The 18,810-nt window shown below is 47.3% G+C and carries 18 protein-coding genes and 2 pseudogenes; 7 read left to right on the top strand and 13 right to left on the bottom strand.

Annotated elements, in window-relative coordinates; genetic code table 11:
• Nucleotides 1–77: 77 nt before the first annotated feature.
• Both QUA70_RS08015 and QUA70_RS08010 read left to right on the top strand, forming a co-directional pair.
• Nucleotides 78–446: pseudogene (locus tag QUA70_RS08015) on the top strand (Uma2 family endonuclease); the annotation flags it as partial.
• Between the two features lie 178 nt (nucleotides 447–624).
• The gene (locus tag QUA70_RS08010; RefSeq protein WP_333346016.1) at nucleotides 625–1,800 is read left to right on the top strand and encodes an AI-2E family transporter; all 1,176 of its coding nucleotides are present in this window, start codon (nucleotides 625–627) and stop codon (nucleotides 1,798–1,800) included.
• A gap of 97 nt (nucleotides 1,801–1,897) precedes the next feature.
• Here the strand turns inward: QUA70_RS08010 and QUA70_RS08005 are convergent.
• Nucleotides 1,898–2,552: pseudogene (locus tag QUA70_RS08005) on the bottom strand (Uma2 family endonuclease).
• A gap of 307 nt (nucleotides 2,553–2,859) precedes the next feature.
• Between QUA70_RS08005 and QUA70_RS08000 the strand changes: the two are divergent.
• Complete coding sequence (locus QUA70_RS08000; RefSeq protein WP_333346019.1) at nucleotides 2,860–4,035, top strand: homocysteine biosynthesis protein; 1,176 nt, start codon at nucleotides 2,860–2,862, stop codon at nucleotides 4,033–4,035.
• Nucleotides 4,036–4,106: 71 nt separating this feature from the next.
• Here QUA70_RS08000 and QUA70_RS07995 read toward each other — a convergent pair whose 3' ends face one another.
• Nucleotides 4,107–5,354 (bottom strand): hypothetical protein, encoded by a 1,248-nt coding sequence (locus tag QUA70_RS07995; RefSeq protein WP_333346023.1) that lies wholly within the window; start codon nucleotides 5,352–5,354, stop codon nucleotides 4,107–4,109.
• Between the two features lie 583 nt (nucleotides 5,355–5,937).
• Between QUA70_RS07995 and QUA70_RS07990 the strand changes: the two genes are divergently transcribed.
• A complete protein-coding gene (locus QUA70_RS07990; RefSeq protein ID WP_333346026.1) occupies nucleotides 5,938–6,849 on the top strand; it encodes a tetratricopeptide repeat protein in 912 nt (303 codons plus the stop codon).
• Between the two features lie 257 nt (nucleotides 6,850–7,106).
• Nucleotides 7,107–7,976: a Uma2 family endonuclease gene (locus QUA70_RS07985; RefSeq protein WP_333346029.1), complete on the top strand. Its 870-nt coding sequence runs from the start codon at nucleotides 7,107–7,109 to the stop codon at nucleotides 7,974–7,976.
• Between the two features lie 37 nt (nucleotides 7,977–8,013).
• Here QUA70_RS07985 and QUA70_RS07980 read toward each other — a convergent pair whose 3' ends face one another.
• The 4 genes from QUA70_RS07980 to QUA70_RS07965 all read right to left on the bottom strand — a co-directional run bounded on the left by QUA70_RS07980 (nucleotide 8,014) and on the right by QUA70_RS07965 (nucleotide 11,101).
• Nucleotides 8,014–8,295: a type II toxin-antitoxin system RelE/ParE family toxin gene (locus tag QUA70_RS07980; RefSeq protein WP_172191064.1), complete on the bottom strand. Its 282-nt coding sequence runs from the start codon at nucleotides 8,293–8,295 to the stop codon at nucleotides 8,014–8,016.
• Entirely contained in the window at nucleotides 8,295–8,519 is a 225-nt protein-coding gene (locus QUA70_RS07975; protein WP_096831014.1) for a hypothetical protein, read from the bottom strand. Before QUA70_RS07975 ends, QUA70_RS07980 begins: the two co-directional genes overlap by 1 nt.
• 410 nt (nucleotides 8,520–8,929) lie before the next feature.
• Complete coding sequence (locus tag QUA70_RS07970; protein WP_333346032.1) at nucleotides 8,930–10,657, bottom strand: succinate dehydrogenase/fumarate reductase flavoprotein subunit; 1,728 nt, start codon at nucleotides 10,655–10,657, stop codon at nucleotides 8,930–8,932.
• A gap of 129 nt (nucleotides 10,658–10,786) precedes the next feature.
• Nucleotides 10,787–11,101, bottom strand: a complete 315-nt coding sequence (locus QUA70_RS07965; RefSeq protein WP_333335359.1) for a hypothetical protein — start codon at nucleotides 11,099–11,101, stop codon at nucleotides 10,787–10,789.
• A gap of 417 nt (nucleotides 11,102–11,518) precedes the next feature.
• Between QUA70_RS07965 and QUA70_RS07960 the strand changes: the two genes are divergently transcribed.
• Together QUA70_RS07960 and QUA70_RS07955 are read left to right on the top strand one after the other, a co-directional pair.
• Nucleotides 11,519–12,244, top strand: coding sequence for a lysophospholipid acyltransferase family protein (locus QUA70_RS07960; RefSeq protein WP_333335362.1), 726 nt, complete (start codon nucleotides 11,519–11,521; stop codon nucleotides 12,242–12,244).
• 86 nt (nucleotides 12,245–12,330) lie between these two features.
• Nucleotides 12,331–13,152 carry an alpha/beta hydrolase gene (locus tag QUA70_RS07955; protein ID WP_333335365.1) on the top strand — a complete coding sequence of 274 codons (822 nt, stop codon included), beginning with the start codon at nucleotides 12,331–12,333 and terminating at the stop codon, nucleotides 13,150–13,152.
• A gap of 159 nt (nucleotides 13,153–13,311) precedes the next feature.
• On the opposite strand, the gene QUA70_RS07950 is transcribed toward QUA70_RS07955, so the two are convergent.
• The 7 genes from QUA70_RS07950 to QUA70_RS07920 form a co-directional block, all read right to left on the bottom strand.
• Nucleotides 13,312–14,028, bottom strand: coding sequence for a DUF2996 domain-containing protein (locus QUA70_RS07950; RefSeq protein ID WP_333335368.1), 717 nt, complete (start codon nucleotides 14,026–14,028; stop codon nucleotides 13,312–13,314).
• Nucleotides 14,029–14,209: 181 nt separating this feature from the next.
• Nucleotides 14,210–15,097 carry a hypothetical protein gene (locus QUA70_RS07945; protein WP_333335370.1) on the bottom strand — a complete coding sequence of 296 codons (888 nt, stop codon included), beginning with the start codon at nucleotides 15,095–15,097 and terminating at the stop codon, nucleotides 14,210–14,212.
• A gap of 138 nt (nucleotides 15,098–15,235) precedes the next feature.
• Nucleotides 15,236–15,790: a hypothetical protein gene (locus QUA70_RS07940; RefSeq protein WP_333335373.1), complete on the bottom strand. Its 555-nt coding sequence runs from the start codon at nucleotides 15,788–15,790 to the stop codon at nucleotides 15,236–15,238.
• A gap of 336 nt (nucleotides 15,791–16,126) precedes the next feature.
• Complete coding sequence (locus tag QUA70_RS07935; RefSeq protein ID WP_333335376.1) at nucleotides 16,127–16,243, bottom strand: photosystem I reaction center subunit VIII; 117 nt, start codon at nucleotides 16,241–16,243, stop codon at nucleotides 16,127–16,129.
• 57 nt (nucleotides 16,244–16,300) lie between these two features.
• A complete protein-coding gene (locus QUA70_RS07930) occupies nucleotides 16,301–16,810 on the bottom strand; it encodes a photosystem I reaction center protein subunit XI (protein WP_333335378.1) in 510 nt (169 codons plus the stop codon).
• 114 nt (nucleotides 16,811–16,924) lie between these two features.
• Nucleotides 16,925–17,641: a TIGR04283 family arsenosugar biosynthesis glycosyltransferase gene (locus QUA70_RS07925; protein ID WP_333335381.1), complete on the bottom strand. Its 717-nt coding sequence runs from the start codon at nucleotides 17,639–17,641 to the stop codon at nucleotides 16,925–16,927.
• A gap of 412 nt (nucleotides 17,642–18,053) precedes the next feature.
• Complete coding sequence (locus tag QUA70_RS07920; RefSeq protein ID WP_333335384.1) at nucleotides 18,054–18,671, bottom strand: TIGR04282 family arsenosugar biosynthesis glycosyltransferase; 618 nt, start codon at nucleotides 18,669–18,671, stop codon at nucleotides 18,054–18,056.
• Nucleotides 18,672–18,810: the final 139 nt, after the last annotated feature.

The raw sequence follows: 18,810 nt of genomic DNA, 5'->3' as shown, positions 1-18,810 counted from the left end.
AATCAGTTACACTAACCAAAGGGTTAGGCTAACCGTCCCTGGATTTTTAATCCATTTAGGTTAAACGAATCGCACACCCAGATATTATTGTACTTAACGAACAAACCATTGGAAACGAGCCGCGATGGGAAAAATCATCAATTATCACAATGGGTTCATCAGTCCCCCTAATCGTCGAGGTAACTAGCACTAATTGGGGTGATGATTATGCCCTAAAGCTTGAGGCCTATGAATCAATGGGTATTCAAGAATATTGGATTATAGACTATCTAGGATTGGGCGGCCGACGGTTCATCGGCAACCCCAAGCAACCAACCTTTTCGGTTTACCAACTAATTGACGGCGAATACCAAGTCAAACTTTTCAGAAGCGGCGAGGGTATTGAGTCCCCAACTTTCCCAGAATTGAAGCTGACAGCGCAGCAGGTGTTCGCCAAAGGGAATTGAGGAGGCTGCTTGTACTGATGTCCGAGTAGGGGTATCTGATTAAAGATGCGATCGCCCGCATCTAAGGTATCTTATAGAGATGCGATTTATCGCTTCTGGGCTGCAGAGCAATTAGCAAGCAGTAATTCCCATACCCTATTCCTCAATCTAAAATCTAAAATCTAAAATCTAAAATCTAATGAAGCTAGGACAGTGGATGGGCTTATTAGCCCTCATCGCATCTTGTTACATCCTGTGGCAAATCAGGCAGGCCCTACTGCTGCTGTTTGCCGCCGTCGTCTTAGCCACAGCCTTAAACAGACTAGCACGCTACTTGCAAAAATTCGGGCTCAAAAGATCGATCGCCGTACTGTTATCAGTTAGTTTCCTAGTCCTCATCTTCGTAGGATTATTCCTAATCATTGTACCACCCTTTGCCCAACAGTTTCAACAACTTACCCAAAGAGCTCCTCAAGGAATAGCAAAATTAAATGAGTGGATCGATCAGATTGAAGCTCGCTTTTCTGGACAAATGGGTCAGCGATTACCGAATCTTGATATTAACGACATTATCCAACAACTGCAACCCCTATTCAATCAACTCGTCGGCGGTGCTGGAGCCTTTGTTGGTAACACATTAGGCGTTATTCTCAGCTTTTTGTTAGTCATAGTTTTGACCTTGATGACATTAGCAGATCCTTTATCTTACCGAAAAGGATTTATTCAACTATTTCCCTCTTTTTATCGGCGGCGAATCGAGGGAATCTTAGATGAATGCGAAATAGCCCTCGGTCGATGGGTAATCGGTGCTTTAATTAGCATGAGCGTCATCACTTTTCTTAGCCTAATTGGTTTGTCAGTATTGCAAGTTCCCCTAGCTCTAGCCCACGCTGTTTTAGCTGGTTTGCTGAACTTAATACCCAATATCGGACCTGGTTTGAGCGTCATTCCCCCAGTGACTATCGCACTTTTAGACTCTCCCTTAAAATCCGGTTTTGTGCTTATCCTCTACTTTCTCATTCAACAATTTGAAAGCAACCTCCTCACCCCCTACGTCATGGCACAGCAAGTATCACTGCTGCCAGCAGTAACATTAATAGCTCAAGTATTCTTCGCCACCTTCTTTGGATTTTTAGGCTTATTGCTAGCTCTCCCCCTCACCGTTGTAGCTCAAGTTTGGATTAGGGAAGCCCTAATTAAAGATATTCTAAACCAGTGGAGTGCCAGCCCTAAAACCTTAGCAGCAATCGATTCTGCTATCCATGAAAAACATGAATCTCTAGGAGTCGCCGAAAGCCTACCAGAAAAATATTTACCAGAACAGAAACCCGACATCCCCGATCATGCTGAAAATGAGGATACTGACAATCAATAGTTAAGGTTCATAATGACTTCAGTCCTAATTCATTGCCAGTTATAGGACAGAAGTATTCACTAGAAAATTAGGAAAAATGTGGTACGAACAGTCTCAACTAACTATCTTCGAGCCTCCCATTTTCTACCGTATCTCTGCCAGCGCTAACAATCTGTTTAACCGTCAAATTCAACTGCCAAAATGTGGGCGACAAAACCCGCTATTCCCCTCTAAACTGACAGACTTGATAGTCACCATCAACCAACGAACGGGTAAACAGAAAAAGTAGGTTGTTTAGGATTGCCAATAGAGGGTCGCCCGCCAAGTCCCCAATAGTCCGCAATCCAGTATTCAGAAATGCCCAAAGCTTCGTAATCCACCAATTTGTAGCCGTAATCATCCCGCCAATGGGTACTGACAACTTCGACAATTAGCCGGACAGAACTACCCATTGTAATGATAGATTCCTTTTTCCATCTCGGTTCGCTGTCCGTTCCTTGCCTGTCTAAAACGATCGCATCCGGTTCGTAACCAGATAGCTAGTTATCAGCTTTGACAACGCATTCTTTGGGAATGAAGTAAGGAAGTTCTAGTCGTCTGATTTCAAAGTTGAGTTCAGCGACAAGGAAGCCTGCTACTTCTGAATGTTCTCCGGTTGCTTTAGGCATCTCAACAATAGTTCCATTGTGCAGTTCGTAACGGTTTACCGAATTTTCAGGATACCACTCAATAAATTCATCGAAGGTGACTGGTTTTAATATCGCTTGAGTCATGGCGATCGCCCTTTATTTTATTTATGATATTGTTATTGTATCCGTTAAAATTTACATCTTGCATCATTATCAATAACAGGCAAGATGCCTGTTCCACGAAGAGTGAATTTTCCTGTGAAACAGGCATCTTGCCTGTTCATAAAAGGCTTGTTGAGAATGGTGTACCATCTCAGTTATAATATATTGATTTTATCTCAAACAACCAGCTCGATCGACCTTCCATCAATCCACAATCAATCCAAAATCAAAATCACTCCAAAATCAATCAATTCAAAATCTAAAATCCAAAATCTAAAATCTAAAATATATGAGATCGATCGACGAAATCAACGATAAAATCAGCCAGGGCAAAGCCACAGTCTGGACAATCGAAGAACTCAAAACAAGAGTTCAAGAAACCAGCATTACCCAAGCAGCCAAAGAAGTCGATGTGATTACCACCGGCACCTTCGAGCCGATGGAATCCTCCGGTGCAATCATCAACCTCGGCCATACCGACCCCCCGATAAAAATCCGCCAGTGCTGGCTAGACGGCGTTTTAGCCTACTCCGGCTTCGGGGCAGTAGACCTGTACCTGGGAGCCACCCAAGTAGCCGAAGACGGCGAAGAATCCCGGGAACGGGGCGGCGGACACGTCATCGAAGACTTAATAGCAGGCAAACCCGTACAATTGCGCGCCCTCGGACAAGTAACAGACTGCTACCCCCGCGCCTCCTTTGAAACCACGATTACCCGCGATACAATCAACCAGTTTTATTTATTCAATCCCCGCAACGCATATCAAAACTTTATTGTTGGCGTCAACGGGGGCGATCGCCCGCTGTTCACCTACCTCGGCCCCCTGCAACCAAACCTCGGCAACGCCGTCTATTCGAGCCTTGGAGCCATGTCTCCCCTGCTCAACGACCCCGACCTCGAAACCATCGGCATCGGCACCCGCATCTTCCTAGGAGGCGCTCAGGGCTACATTACCTGGGAAGGAACCCAGCACTTCCCGCTGCAAAAACGCCAGCCCAACCGCACCCCCATCGGCCCGGCCGCTACCCTCGCACTCATCGGCGACGCCAAACAGATGAACTCGAAATGGGTGCGCGGCTGCTACTTCAAAAACTACGGCCCCTCCCTGATGCTGGGAGTCGGCATCCCCTTTCCCGTCTTAAACGAAACAGTTGTCGCCCACTGTGCAGTATCAGACAAAAAAATAGTAGCGCCGGTGGTAGATTTCTCTATCCCCCGGCGCGTTCGTCCCACCTTCGGTTTAGTCAGCTATGCTCAATTAAAGACTGGTCGCATCCTGATAGAGGGCAAACCTGTGCGGGCCGCCCCCCTTGCGAGTATGTTTCTCTCCCGGCAAGTAGCATTGGAATTGAAGCAGCAAATTGAAGCGGGTCAATTTACCCTCACGGCCCCAGTTGCTCCCCTACCCACCGACAGAGTATTTCTCCCGCAAGATTTGTGGGGTGCACAAGTCCGGCTCGAATAAAGGATTTTAGATTGGCGATTTAGCGGTTGTAAATTAGTCTTGGACACACTAATCTAAAATCTAAAATTGGTTCATTCCTCGATCGGCTTAGGCTTCTTAACCGGCTTAGGAAGAGGTTCCTTCGGGACAGGCGGTGGTGCCGCTGCTGCGGACTTTATGGTAGGACGCCCTACAGGAGCACCGTCACCGCTGGGCCTAGGAGTAAACGGACGCTTCCCTCCTCCTTTGAAGCCACCGGGCGGCTTGCTACCAGGGGGGAATTTCCGCTTTTTAATCGGCAGCGCCCCAATATTATTAGCCTGCTCAATCATCAGACTGTCAGCTTTCAATTTGACGTGGAAATCCCAAAAAAACCCGATCGCCTTTGTTGCTAAATCCCCCTTGAGTTTCAACTTAAAAAACTTCATCTTGTCGTCATTCTTGCGGGGAGCTTGCTTGATTTTGACAATGACATACTTTTCTGCGTCTTGCGATTGATAAATCACCTCGCCTCGAATCGAAAAATATCCATCTTCAACATCAGGTTCCGAGGGCGGCAAAGATGCAGTCGATGCTTCGTCGCTAGTCTCCATCTCCGCTGCTTCCTGATTTTCCTCATCAGAGGACGGTTCGGGAGGTTTCTTGAGCGTTTCCGGCTCCCAAACTCCCATAATCTGGGCGTGCAAGTTGCCGTCTTCTTGCCTGGTGCGGGGATAGACCACCCACAGGTGTTCTTGTTCCAGATCCAGGTGATTTTTGACTAAACTCATGACTCTACCCAGCAAAACTGCGTCGATGGCAGTTCCGTCGGCAGCTATCAGCATACCCCGGGTGAATTGCTCTTCTGATTGCGTGTAGCGGCCCCGCACCAAACCAACAGCTCGGTACTGTCTGGGTTCGCTGGGCGGGGGAATGGGATGTTGGCGCATGACGGAGGGTATGTCCTCAGCGGCCTGACTTTCGTTAGCGGGAGGCTCGGCGTTTGCGGGCGGTGCGACTGCTGGGGCTGGAGTATCGCTGACAGGTGTCGAAGACGCTGCTGGCGCCGGGGGTGCAGGATCATTGCTGGGCTGGTCTTGTGGCTTTGTTTTGTCCTTGTCGAGGGCAGAACTGTAGCGTGGTCGTTGCAGCTTATCCTTGGACGCTGGGGCGTCTGTTGGCGTTGCCGGTTGATTTTGGTCAACAGGTGCAGCCAACGCCGAAGGCACCGAACTTTCGTCTGGTGTCTCAGGAATGGAATCTGTATCTTTAGGCGGATTGACGGCCAGTTCGCTGGGCTGAGCCTTGCGAGTTGAAGTAGATTTGGACGATTTGGAAGACCGGTTGGGAGAGGGGTTCATAAAAACTCCTTGCAGCGGAGACACATCCCTTAAGGGAAATTAGGAATAAACTGAAGAAACTGCTTTAAAAACTACTAGCACCTGACAGGCGGGCTTGGGCCCGGAGGTCTGGTTTTGACCCGTCAACGCCAACTTTCAATGCTACGAGTGCCGATCGGTTCACTGGCTGCTAAAATCCTTGCGAATAAGGACTTTGGGAGTTGCTGACTGATCGATCCTGCGATCGCGCTGATCTGGAGTTGCTGGCTAATAGCATTTAGGATATTCAGCTTGCCTATTTTACTTAATCCAATTACCTAACGGCCTGATCCGCCATATTTTCGGTAATTTTTAGCTTGACCAGACTAAATTGGACAGACACCGCAGTCCTTGGGGCTGCGGGTCTGAGTGTCCAAAATTGTTTAGCTAGCATGGAGTTGTGGGTCTGTTACCATATTAGCTGCAAGTAAAAGGCTGCTTTGTCCGTTCGGACTTTGAAGTTAAGAACTTTTATGGTTGCATGGATCTAGTTAAATGGCAGACGCCCCCGGGCGATGGGTTAATTCTTAGAAAATAGTAGATTTTAAGCTGGGATAGTTGAATTATGGAAAAAGCAAATAAGCGTCGTGGGTTGATTACTGTGGTGGTGGTGCTGGCGGTCATCGCTTTTGTGGGATTTTCTCTGATTCCGCCAATTTTGGACAGTATTCTCAAGGCCAACCAAGCGCAAAGTCGATCGACTCCAACGCCTACTCAGACAGCGCAGTCGGGGGAGAAGCAATCAGAGTTGCTGCAAGCTCAGGCTAGGGGGTACGAATTGGTTTTGCAGCGGGAACCTGATAATGTAACGGCTCTGCGGGGACTTTTGCAGGTGCGGTTAGAGTTAATCGGCCAAGGAGTGGGGGACATTAAGGATGCGATCGCTCCTTTGGAAAAGTTGGCTTCGCTAAATCCTGAGACTACTGAATACGGGATTTTGCTGGCTCAGGCTAAGGAACGCACGGGCGATCGCGAAGGGGCTGCTCAGGCTTATCGGTCTATTTTAGCGTCTAAGCCTGGGGAAATTAAGGCTTTGCAGGGGTTGGTAAATTTGCTGTTGGTGCAGCAACGGCCCGAAGCTGCGATCGGACTGCTGCAAGATACGCTTAAGGCAGCTCCGGCTGCAAATCTGGCGAAACCGGAAAGTGTTGATGTAACTTCAGTGCAGTTGATTTTGGGGCAGGTTTATGCTGTGCAGAAGCGCTACGAGGAGGCGATCGCAATTTATGACGAATCGGCTAAGGCTAATCCCAAAGATTTTCGCCCCACTTTAGGAAAGGCGATCGTGCTGAAGGACCAGGGCAAAACAGATGAGGCAAAAACGCTGTTCGATCGAGCTACTGAGTTAGCTCCTCCTAACTATAAAGACCAAATTAATCAGTTAGCTAGTGGCACTCCTTCGCCTTCTCCTGCGGCTGCTACGACTCCCGAACCGGCTGCTTCTCCTAGTCCAGAAGGTGCGCTACCGAAACCTTAAGGAAAGTTTTAAGTAAAAGAGTTTTGAGTTGTCAGTGAAAAAGTTTGAAGTTAAAAACTTAATCGTTTAAAATCAAAACTATTCGCTTTCTTCTTCATTACGCAGGACTTAGGAAAAGAAACCCGGTTTCTACGATAAATCTTGGTTGAACGACGACAGATACAGGTCGAAACCGGGTTTCTAAGACCTCGCGCCCAGCGTCCTGTTACCGACTACCAATTACTAATTACCAATTATGTAAGACCTCGGAGGGAATTATGACTACTAGCGTTAACCGCGTTGTTCTACCTCCTGCTTTTCCAGACCACACTCAATTACCAGACTCCGACGGTACTTTTGTAAAAAATTTTCAGGAGCATCCGCAAAGTTTAATTTTAACTGATTCGATCGGCCCGATTTTGCAGGAGCGGCATCCAGACGGACAATATGCCATCGGTCAAGACTGCGGCATTTACTGGCGAGAAACTGAACCGGCGGAACAAGGTGCAGAAGCTCCTGATTGGTTTTACGTTCCGAATGTACCTCCTAACATTGACGGTCAAATTCGGCGTTCCTACGTGCTGTGGCGGGAACACATAGCACCGTTAATTGCTTTGGAATTTGCTAGCGGGAACGGGGATGAAGAGCGCGATCGTACTCCTTTATCTCGCACTGATGAAGGGGTAATAACGAAACCGGGCAAGTTTTGGGTGTACGAACGGGTGATGCGAATTCCCTATTACGGCATCTACCAAGTTAATAATGGTAGATTAGAAGTTTATCGGTTGATTGACGGGTATTATCAACTGTTAGAACTCAATCAGCGCGGTCATTTTCCCATTGCACCTTTAAGCGTAGAATTGGGACTTTGGCAAGGCAGTTATCAAAATCAAACCATGCTTTGGCTGCGCTGGTGGGACGAGGAAGGTAATTTGCTGTTGATTGGCGATGAAAGAGCCGAATTGGAGAGATTGCGAGGGGAACAACAGCGGGAAAGGGCCGAGAGTGCAGAACAGGCACGACAAGCTGAATTTCACACAAGAAGGGATGCAATTCCCCGGTTGTTGGGAATGGGTTTGAGTGGCGAACAGGTGGCGGAGGCGTTAAGTTTATCCGTGGAGGAAGTGACGGAGAATGCTGGAGAGTGAGATAGTGAGAGAGAATTGGGGAAAAGGGCGATCGGTCTTAATAGACTTCATCATGAGAACCCATTTTGAGCAATAAAATAGCTTCCTCCTCATCTTCTGGATCGGTCACAAACTCAAATAAAATCCGATAATCATAATCTATTGAACACGACCAGATACCCGATAAATCTCCTGTCAGTTTGTGAGTTCGCAAGCTGGGGTTAAAGCAGTCTTCAGACAAAAGTTCAAGCGTAGCTTCAATTAAAAGGCGAAGCTGAGGATTTTTACGAACTAACTTTTTGAAAGTACGAATAGATTTGGGAGTCCAACCAATTTTCATCAATCATCCAACTCCGCCATAAAATCGGCTACCGACCCAAATTTAACATTGCCCTCAGCATACTCTTGACGAACTTCTGCCACTTCCTTGAGTAATTCATTTCGTCGCTGTTGTCGCAGACGATTCTGAAGAATATCTAGAAGCATGGCTTGATCTTCTAATGATAAAACTTCTACAGCTTCAAGAGCTTGCTGGAATTGAGATGTCTGTGTCGTTTTACTCATATATTATTTTGAACAGTTTAGAAAATCGCTGATCGGTGCGGTATAACTCTAAAAGATTCGGCATTATGCCCCATAAAAGCAGTATAACACTGCCTTATTTACAGTTATATCCCAGAGTTGAACAAACGGCAAACTCAGTAGATTGTGTTTACTTGAATTATTAATTTTTGGATGGTGGGGGCGGGTTTTATAATTAGTTCGTGGGTGTTAAATATTTTGGTGAACCCGCCCCTACAGAAATTACGCTCGATCAATATATTTCAAAAATCACAAACCCCGATTTATTTTTCCCTGTGCCTCAGTCATTTTTAAGATGATTTTCAAATTAATTATAACTCATTTTAGGCGGCATCTCCGTCAATAAAACGCTAGTTTGCCAGGGATTTTAATCCCTGGCTTTTTTCGATATATTAATACTTCCTCTCCTGTGGCTCAAACATCGTAATCGCCACCGGCATATAAGCCAAATCAATCCCTGCAGGCGAATAATACGCCATTGTATGCTTCAAGAAATTCCCATCATCACGCTCAGTAAAATCTTCCCGCGAATGAGCTCCCCGACTTTCCTGCCGGTTCAAAGCAGAAGTTAAAATCATTTTGCCGACAATTATCAAACTCCGCAACTCCAAAGCTTCCACAATTTCCGTATTCCACAACTTGCCTTTATCGTCTAAGTAAACCTCCTCATATTGTCGCTCTAAATCCTCCAATTTCTTTAAACCTTCCTGCATCAATTCGGCGCTACGAAATACACCACAATACTCAGTCATAGTATCTTGATACTGCTGCCGGATTTGATTGATGCGGTATTTTCCGGGACGTTCTAAAAGTGCCTGAATTTGCTCTTTTGCTTCCGCAATATAACGCTGTTCGTCTATGGCAGGCAACTTGCGATTTTGTACGAATCGTGCTATGGTTGCGCCAGTAACTTTGCCATAAACTACGCATTCTAACAGCGAATTGCTGCCCAAACGGTTGGCACCGTGAACTGACACGCAAGCTGCTTCGCCGGCTGCAAAGAAACCGTCTACCAAACTGTCAGGACTGCTGCGAACTTGCCCGCTAACATTAGTAGGAATTCCCCCCATTGAATAGTGAACGGTAGGGCGGACGGGCATCGGCTGATTTACGGCATCAATTCCTAACAAACGGTGGGCTTCTTCCCAAGCAAAAGGAATTTTGCTCATAATTTTTTCGCGTCCCATGTGCCGCAAATCGAGGTAGATAAAGGGGCCGCCGGCACTACCATCAACATTAATTCCTCTGCCGGCGCGAATTTCTATGGAAATTGACCGCGAGGTGATATCTCTGGGCGCTAATTCCATTCGCGACGGCGCATAATTCGCCATAAATCGATCGCCCTCTGAATTAATCAAATAAGCGCCTTCGCCCCGCACAGCCTCGGAAATCAACACTCCCACGGGATACAAACCCGTCGGGTGAAACTGTACGAATTCCATATCTTCCAGCGGCAATCCAGCTAAAGCCGTCATCGCCAAACCGTCTCCAGTGGAGGCGTAATCGTTCGACGTGGTATTGTAAACTCGGCCGTAACCGCCCGTGGCAAACATCACCGCCTTAGCACGGACAACCTCAATTTGACCGTCTAGAAGGCGGTACATAACTACCCCCTTGGCTTGGCCTTCTTCCAAAATCAGGCGCGTGACATACCACTCCTGATAGATGTGAACCCCGTAACGGCGGAGATTATTGACTAATTCGTGGAGGATGGCGTGACCGGTTTTGTCGGCGGCGTAGCAGGTGCGGCGGTGGGAATGTCCGCCGAAAGCGCGCTGGGCAATTCTGCCGTCTGGGAGGCGGGAGAAGAGGACTCCCATGTGTTCTAAATCTATGACTACACCGGGTGCTTCGCGGGTGAGGATTTCTACCGCGTCTTGGTCGGCTAAATAGTCTGAACCTTTTACTGTGTCGAAGGCGTGGGCTTTCCAACTGTCTTCTGGATCGACATTTTGGAGGCTGGAGGCCATCCCACCTTGGGCTGCGACGGAGTGCGATCGAATCGGGTGAGTTTTGGCGACGACAGCTACCTTTAAACTGGGGTCAGTCCGAGCAATTTCTACTGCGGCGCGGCAACCTGCTAAACCGCCGCCTACAATGATTACGTCGTGTTCTAGCATTTTTTTTAATTATTTTGAGTGTTGTGCTCAACTTATGGTGACGCAAAAAAAAACTTCCTACCAAAAGAGCGGGAAGTTTTTTAACTTTTGATTTTCCATTCAAATCAAAAGTTAAAATCTCAAATTGGACTAGCCGGCGCTTTCGACAGACTGCTGAGTAGACTGATTTCCCGTTGCAGAAGGTTGAGTTTCCGTGCCGGGCTCTACGGCAAGCACTTCAATGTTATTTAGCAGAGTTGTAACGAAAGCAAACAGCAAGAAGGGCAGAGACAGCACTAAAATCAAGCCGACGGTAGCCAAGGCGTAGATTTGGCGGGCGCTACTCCACAAGGCGAGTGCCGACGCTAGACTTAGGAAGATGACTATCAGCCAAACAATGATTTGACCGTAAATGTCGCCAAAGGTGAGGGTACATTTAAGGCGATAGTTTTGGATGTTATTCATTTGATGCCTCGCGAGATTGCTATTACGACTTGTCCAAAAATACTTTGACAGTGCGTTAATGCCCACTGTAAATTTCTAAGTTTAGCTGTCGCAACTTGGTTTTGGGGTTGTTGTAAACATTCTTTAATAAGTTGCCACAACACTTGATAAATTTTTGCTTCTGAGGGGGGATTTCTGCCGACACAGTTGACGATCGCACTCGCCCGGCCTAGAAACCGGGTTTTTTACTGTTTTGGCGGGCCCACTTGAAGTAAACGCGCCAAAAAACCAAGGTGATGACTGCCTATGCGTCCAGGATTACGAAACAAACGCATAAGGGGAAAGTCTACTTTTTGAGGGAGCCCCGACTTGGTAAAGAAATGTTAAGCTACATGGGAATAGAATCAACCTTTATAGCGTCCCACCTGTCTTTGGCCCATGTTTTCAGAGAGCAAATTGCTGATTTCGCGCTGTTTCCTGGCTGGTTTGGGAACGCAGATGTTTCTGTACCGCGAAGACCGGATTCCCCAGGAGAGTCCGGTGCTGGTGGTGAGCAATCACCGCAGTTTCTTAGATCCTGTGCTGCTGACGGCGGCTTTGGGTCGATCGATCCGCTTTGCTTGTCATCATTACATGGGTCAAGTTCCGGTGATGAGGGAAGTGGTCACGACTTTCGGCGCTTTCCCCTTGGAAGGACCCGAGCACCGACAGCAGCATTTTTTCTCTCAAGCGACAGCGCTCCTGCAAGGCGGGGCGATGGTGGGGGTGTTTCCAGAGGGTGCAGAACCGATGGTGAAGTTAACTGGGCCCAATACTGTGGGGAAGTTTCAGCGGGGATTTGCTCATTTGGCTTTGCGGGCGCCGGTGCGGGATTTGGCGGTTTTGCCGGTGGCGATTAGTTCTTTTGAGGAAAAGTCGGTACGATCGGGTGTACCCCTCAAGTTGTTGAGTTTTTTTGATCCTTCGGAACCACTGTTCGATCAATCTGGGTGGCATCCTATGATAATTTATCAGCGAGTTAATGTTTTAATCGGCCGACCTTACTGGATTACTGTCGAGAGACAGCAGCAATATCGAGGCAAAAAAGCCAAAGCAGTTGTTGCTGAACTCACAGAGCACTGTCAGGGGGAAATTGCAGAATTACTCCAACGAGGGTGTTTGTAAGCTGGTTGACTGTTGAGTGTTGGCTGTAGGCTGGTGTCAGATTTCCAATTCTTTAATCTAAAATCTAAAATCGATTGACTTGAATCATGGCAAAAGCTAACAATAAGGTTCGTTTCCTAACCCCCAAACCCCCAAAACCAGATCGCCCTTTATTTGTATTTTTGCCCGGTATGGACGGGGGCGGTTTGCTGCTGCGCTCCCAAATTCCTAAATTAGCCAATCATTTCGACATTCGTTGCTTAACTTTACCTGCGGACGATAGGCCTAGTTGGGATGTACTGGTTGGGGAAACAATTGCCTTAATTGAAGCCGAAAAGCAAGCCGGAAAGCAGCAGCGACCGGTTTATCTGTGCGGCGAGTCATTTGGGGGCTGTTTAGCGATGAAAGTTGTGTTAAAAGCTCCTCAATTGTGCGATCGATTAATGTTAGTCAATCCCGCTTCTTCGTTTCGACAGCAGCCTTGGGTGCAGTGGGGCTCGTACCTGACTCAGTGGCTGCCGGCCAACCTTTATCCGCTGTCGGTAATCGGTTTATTGCCGATATTAGCATCATTAGGAAAGATTGGGCGCGACGATCGGCGAGCTTTGCTAGAAGCGATGCAAGCAGTACCGCAAAATACGTCTGTGTGGAGATTGGCGTTAGTGCGATCGTTTAATGTGGACGAAAATCAGTTGCGTGGCATCAAACAGCCGACGCTAGTAATTGCTAGCGGTGCCGATCGGCTGCTGCCTTCTTTAGCAGAAGCGAAGCTTTTAGTCAAGGTAATTCCCAAGGCTCAAATGGTGCTGCTGGCTAACAGCGGTCATGCTTGTTTGTTAGAAACCGATGTTGACCTTTTTGCGATTATGCAAGCTCGCAATTTTTTGACCAAATCCGAAGAAAATCTGTCATTAGTCAGCAGTCATTAGTTAATAGTCATTAGATATGACTTCTCACTATTGAGTCAGTCGGGGCAAAATTAGAGATTGGGCGATCGGTAAAGTTCCTATCCCAATTAACCCGCCCTCACACTCATTAGTAACTACCTAAATACCAGCCACTAATGACTAATAACTAATGACTAATAACTAATTAAGATTTAGCCATTTTTGAGCGTTAAGTCGCTGGACGACGCCAAAGACCATGAGGTCGAGTGTTACCTTGCGCTCATCTATCAAAAAAGGCTCTAAAGTGCTAGTTTTGGTATTATTTTCAGCGCAGGAAAACGCCCTTTGACTTTGAATATTTTCTTGAGGAAAATACAGGTTAAATTGGCGCTGACCTTCTTGAAATTTACCAATTACCTGCCAGCAATCGCCGGCGGAACTCATGCCCGCAATGGGGAGTTTTTGCTTTGCCAAACTCACCTCTAAATCCTTAACGCCCTGCTTAGTCAAAGCAGTTTGCAAAGCGGGCAAATAATCTTGTTGAATAAATTCCGCAAAGGGCTTGTCTTCAACAGCAGGTGCTTTTTCCTTTTTAGCTTTAGCTGGGGGCTTGTCGCCTTCGGCCTTGGCTGGGGGCTTTTTAGCAGCCGGCTCAGGCTTGTCAGTGCTGGGAAAGTCGGTTGTCTCGGCTGTGTCGGTACTCGGAGCGTGCTCGATCGAAGCACTGGGAGTTTCCGATTCTCCAGCGGTAGGATTTTGCGGTTCTTTCTTGGCTGCGGGTTTTTTAGCAGTCGGCTGAGGCTTGTCAGTGCTGGGAAAGTCGGTTGTCTCGGCTGTGTCGGTACTCGGGGCGTGCTCGATCGAAGCACTGGGAGTTTCCGATTCTCCAGCGGTAGGATTTTGCGGTTCTTCTGGCATTAACGGTTCCTTTTAAAAGTGATCGGTAAAAGGAGTTGTGAGTGCAGGTGCGGGCGATCGACTTTTTTGATCGCCGAAACTTTTTATCGAAAACCAACCTGAGAAAATTGCGATTCAAAAAAATTTGAACTCAACACACTCAGGGCGATCACCGGCAAAGATCACAACTCCTTTGGTTATTCTAAATCTCAGCGACAGCTCGTTCAATCAAACGGCGGGCGAGAGTTTGAACACCAGTGTGTTCGTAGTAGTTGGTAGTCATGTCGAGGAATGCGCCCACGTAGTCCACCTTGTCAGCAGAAATTTCTACAAAACTCTGCAAGTGGCCGAGTACGTTTTGAGGAGTCAAACCTCGATCGCTCACAAAAGAGCTCATCCAGCCAGAAACCGAGTTAAAGCTTTCGCCAATAAAGCCGAGTTGGCCGGCGGGAGAGCCCCCTGGAATCATGCCACCGATCGACTTAAAGGCCTGATTATCTTGCAAATCGTTTGGGGAGAGCTTTTGAATCCAAGACTGAGTTGCCATGATAAAGTCCGGGCCCAGGGGAATCAAACCGTCAAAACAAACCAAAGCAGCCATCCGCATCAGGGATTCGCCGCCGTAGTCGCCCAAGGAAGCAGCAAAATCGCCGATGCTGTCGCCGGGAAGGCCGTTAATTTGGCAAAAAGCCAGCAACTCAACGACTAACTTCAAAGAAAGGTCGATCGTTTGAGCTTTTTCCGGCTTGGGAGTGAGATTGCCCAGCAGGGACAAAAACGGCACATTTTGGGAGACTTTGTTAGCGAGGGCGGCAGTGCCCAAAGCCTTGTCGGTACTGTCAATAGTTTGGTAAAGCCAGAGAGCGCGTTGATAGCCCTGAGACTTATCGTTGAAGAGGTAGATGGCGCGCTCGCCAATTTGCTGAATCAGTTCTTCGTCTGTTTCGCCAGTAACGGTGCGAATGGTATTTTCAAAGCCAACTAAATTGTTCCACTCACCGGGAACCACAAAGTCAAGCGCTCGCAGGGCTTTGACAGTCATGTTGTCTTGAGGCAGTTGATCGACTAATTCAAAGACTGTTTTGCTCACAAAAAACTCCTTTTGCTGGAACTGGAATCAAAGGTATTACTTTTGGCAGATGCCAAGAACTTCACAGTCTCATTCGGGCAGACTTCGTGGTGATAGCGCCAGACTTGAGTCGGGCGCGGAGTTTGACAAAAGACGTTGCTACTTGAGGCGGGCGAGGCCGCCCAGGTTAAATTTTGACAGCCAAGCTTCCCTATCGCTCGCGGTAAAAGAGGGACTGCGTGATTGAACTTTCACCTGATAGCGATTTGCCACTAAAACAGCGGTACCATTAGCACCCTGATTAACGACGGGATAGCCACTGATTTGCTTGGTACTTTGCTTAAATTTTGCACCTGCGCTGGGGTTGCCGGCGATGTCGTTAATCGAGAGCACCGCGACATTTTTACCGTCTTTGTTCAACTTAGCTTCAGCAAAACCAGATTTTTCTTGAGCAAAAACGCGATCGAATCCGCCGCCAGAAGACGGGAAGTATTTATTTAACTTACCGCCTGCAACTGCCTTCTTGGGCAGGTTTTGATTACTAGCACTTGATTTATCAGCAGTTGTCTGCTTGGCTTTAGCAGGTTTTTGGGTGCTTTCCTCCTGGGCTTTGTCCCAGCGTGATGGGGCTTGGGTTTGACCGCAGGCGGTCACTAACAGCAGGACCGAGATCAGGAATGGAGCTAAGATGCGGCGTGCGGGGAAAAATTGCATCGCTGTCTCCTCATTAGTAGGTTTCCATAACAATTGTCGCTTAGAATTTGGCAATTTGTGTGCTCTGATGGATGATTTGTCTTCTTTGCAAAAAAATCCTCTGCCTGCAGGCAGAGGATTTTTTTGCAATTACGAGTTTTGAAGGAAGAAAACTGAAAGATTGCTCCACAGATAAATTCTGGGGATGGGGGTAAAGAAACTAAGTTTTCTGATAGCCAGCAATCTCAAAACAATTTTTGCTGATTTTCCCTAGATTTATCGAGAAATTTCAGAGCAATTGTTGATCAATCGTCTTACTTCGGCTTTCCAACTTAGGTCTTACTTTAGGGGTAAGGATCAGGCGTCGCTTTCAATGTAGATAAACAACAAACCCATTACCACAACGGGCATCACCCAGGTAATTAGGGGAATCATGATCCAAGGCAAGAAAGAAGCAGCGTAGGAACCTGTCATATCAAATTCTCCAAACTAAAGTTAGTGTGTTGCAACAGGGATATTTGGGAGTGAAGCCTAATTGTTGACTAAACCCCGGAAAATGGCATCGAGGCCATTAAAGTTTTCGAGTAAGAAGTAGGCAAGAAAGACGCCGCCCATGCCACCAATGAAGAAACCAGCGGTATACTGGCTCCACCCTTCAGAATTTCTGAGGGCATCGGGGGTCATGGGATTAGCGCTAGGGTAGCTGGTGTTGTCTTGTTTAAAAGAGACTAAACCGTAAAGAGACAGACCTATTGTGCCAAGCAGAACTAAGACGAGGGCTGTATATAAGCCGCCGAGATTAGCTGCTTCTGGATAATCCCGCAGCGGTCCGAAGACGATTTGGGGGCCGATGAGGAAATAACCGTGTGCCAAACCGATTTCTAGACCTCGAACTAGGGGCGAGAGTCCTTTGCGGTAGATGGGCAAGTTCCCAATGAATGCTTTGGTGAAATCAGAAGCACTGATGGGGGTGGCTAGATGACCCGTGAAGGGGTCGCCGTTAAAGGGTTTAATAAGCTCTGCATCTCTGGGATCTGCCATATTCTGTTTGTCCTCGCAGTTTAATAAAGTTGAGGCGTTCAAGTCATATTTTACGCAGGGACGTGTTTCCTATTTACATAATTAACGGCGAGCTTTAGAAAAGTTCACTATTCTTTAGTTTTTGGAAGAATTTTTCTTTTGCCTCTTATACCAGAAAGCGAGTCGATCGGGCGACACTCCGAGGAAATAAGCGATGATTACTATTTGATTGATGGCGGTGGTTTTGATGACCCCAAGCTGCTGCCAGCGGCGGGCGGATGTCAGCACTGGCTGGGGTACTATTTCGATGTGGCCTTGTTTTTTCAACCGGCGCACGAATTCAAAGTCTTCCATGAGGGGCAAGTCGGGAAAACCGCCGATTTTGTCAAAGGTAGCTGCGTTGAGGAAAATAGCTTGATCGCCGTAGGGCATTTGCAGAAAGTTCGATCGCCAGTTTACCCCTGTTTCTACCAACCGGAGGCTGAGACTGCGGGCGTCAATCTTGAGTTCAAAGGCTCCCGCTACCGTACAGGGGTTAGCTAGTACCCGACGCGCGCAAGAGTCGTACCTGCGAGGCAACAGAGTGTCTGCGTGGAGAAACAGCAACATCTCTCCAGTTGCTGCGGCGGCACCTGCATTCATTTGGGTGGCCCGGCCTGGGGCGGTGGAGATAACTCGGACGCCCAAAGATTTTGCTATATCTGTAGTACCGTCGGTGCTGCCACCGTCGGCGACAATTATTTCGACATTTTGGGCCTCAAGGGCGGTGGAGATGACTGAGGCAATTGTAGGTGCTTCGTTTAAGACTGGAATGATAATGGAAATTTTGATATTGGGATTTTTTGGCGACATACAGAATTAAGCAGCCCGTGAGAGAGAGCGGATTTTGTACAAAGCTGATTTTGCCCCTTTTTGACCCCGGGCTCGCCCCTACATTTGGTCTTAAGGTGGGAGAGTTTGGTAAAAAACTCAGCTATTAGTTGCTCATGTTTTACACCGGGCCTGCGCCTACATTGGGCTTTCCTGTGGCAGGGCGGCTTTTGTACAAAGCTGATCTGTTAGTTGCTAATTTTGTTGGTATTTTTTGGCTGCTTCTCGCGCCTGGGACTATTGTCCCAAGCGCTGTCTAACTGCTACTGATATTCAGCATTTGGTTAGACAAATACAATTACTATATTATGACTTTGTGGTTTCACGATCAAGTAGTTTTATCTAATTAAATATGACGATTTATAATAATTAAAACAAATTAAATAGAGTTTAGTTATTTCAATATATTAATATCTAAACCGAGGAGATCTTCTGGTCTATCGATATCTGCAAGAGTGGGAAGATAAGCAATAGTGAGGTCTAGCTTTTGGGCGATCGCCCGCGTACAAGCCAATACTTGACTGCTTCCCCAGTGAATGCCATCGAACAATTCCGGTATCGATCGCCGCAGCCCGATCAGATAATAACCTCCGTCTTTTGCCGGACCCAAAACTAAATCGTGCTTGCTCAATTCCTCAAAAGCTTGTGCCATGATTTCTGCTTTCAAACCCGGACAATCAGTGCCGATAATTGCAGTTTTCTCAACCCCTGAATTAAAAGACTTTTGAAACGCTGCTGTCATTCTCGCGCCCAAATCACCGTCTATTTGATTTTCACAAAAAATATCACTTCCCAGCCACTCTTGCATCAGTTGTGGACTGCCACCGGCTCGATGAATTTCTACCGATAATCGGCGGGATTTTTGGAGAGAGAGAGCGCAGGCGATCGTCCGTTGGGCCATCAAGCGGTGAAGGTTGGCAGCGCCTGTTTTTCCCAGCACCGGAATTAGTCGAGTTTTGGTTGTTCCCGGTTCTGGATAGCGGGTGAAAACAATCAGTTTTTCGGACATCATTTATCGTGGTTCAGGAGTTTTAAAGGTAAGCACCGCAGAGGAAGAGAAGAGAAAGAGTGGACAACTGATTCACAGATTGCCGATCCATGTTGGTGGGTTAGGCAATGATTTAATTTAATCGCCGCGCCAAACCCACCAC

Source organism: Microcoleus sp. LAD1_D5, assembly GCF_036702115.1.
Classification (GTDB): Bacteria; Cyanobacteriota; Cyanobacteriia; order Cyanobacteriales; family Microcoleaceae; genus Microcoleus.
The sequence above is the reverse complement of the archived record's forward strand: the minus strand, read 5'-3'. Positions and strand labels throughout refer to the sequence as shown.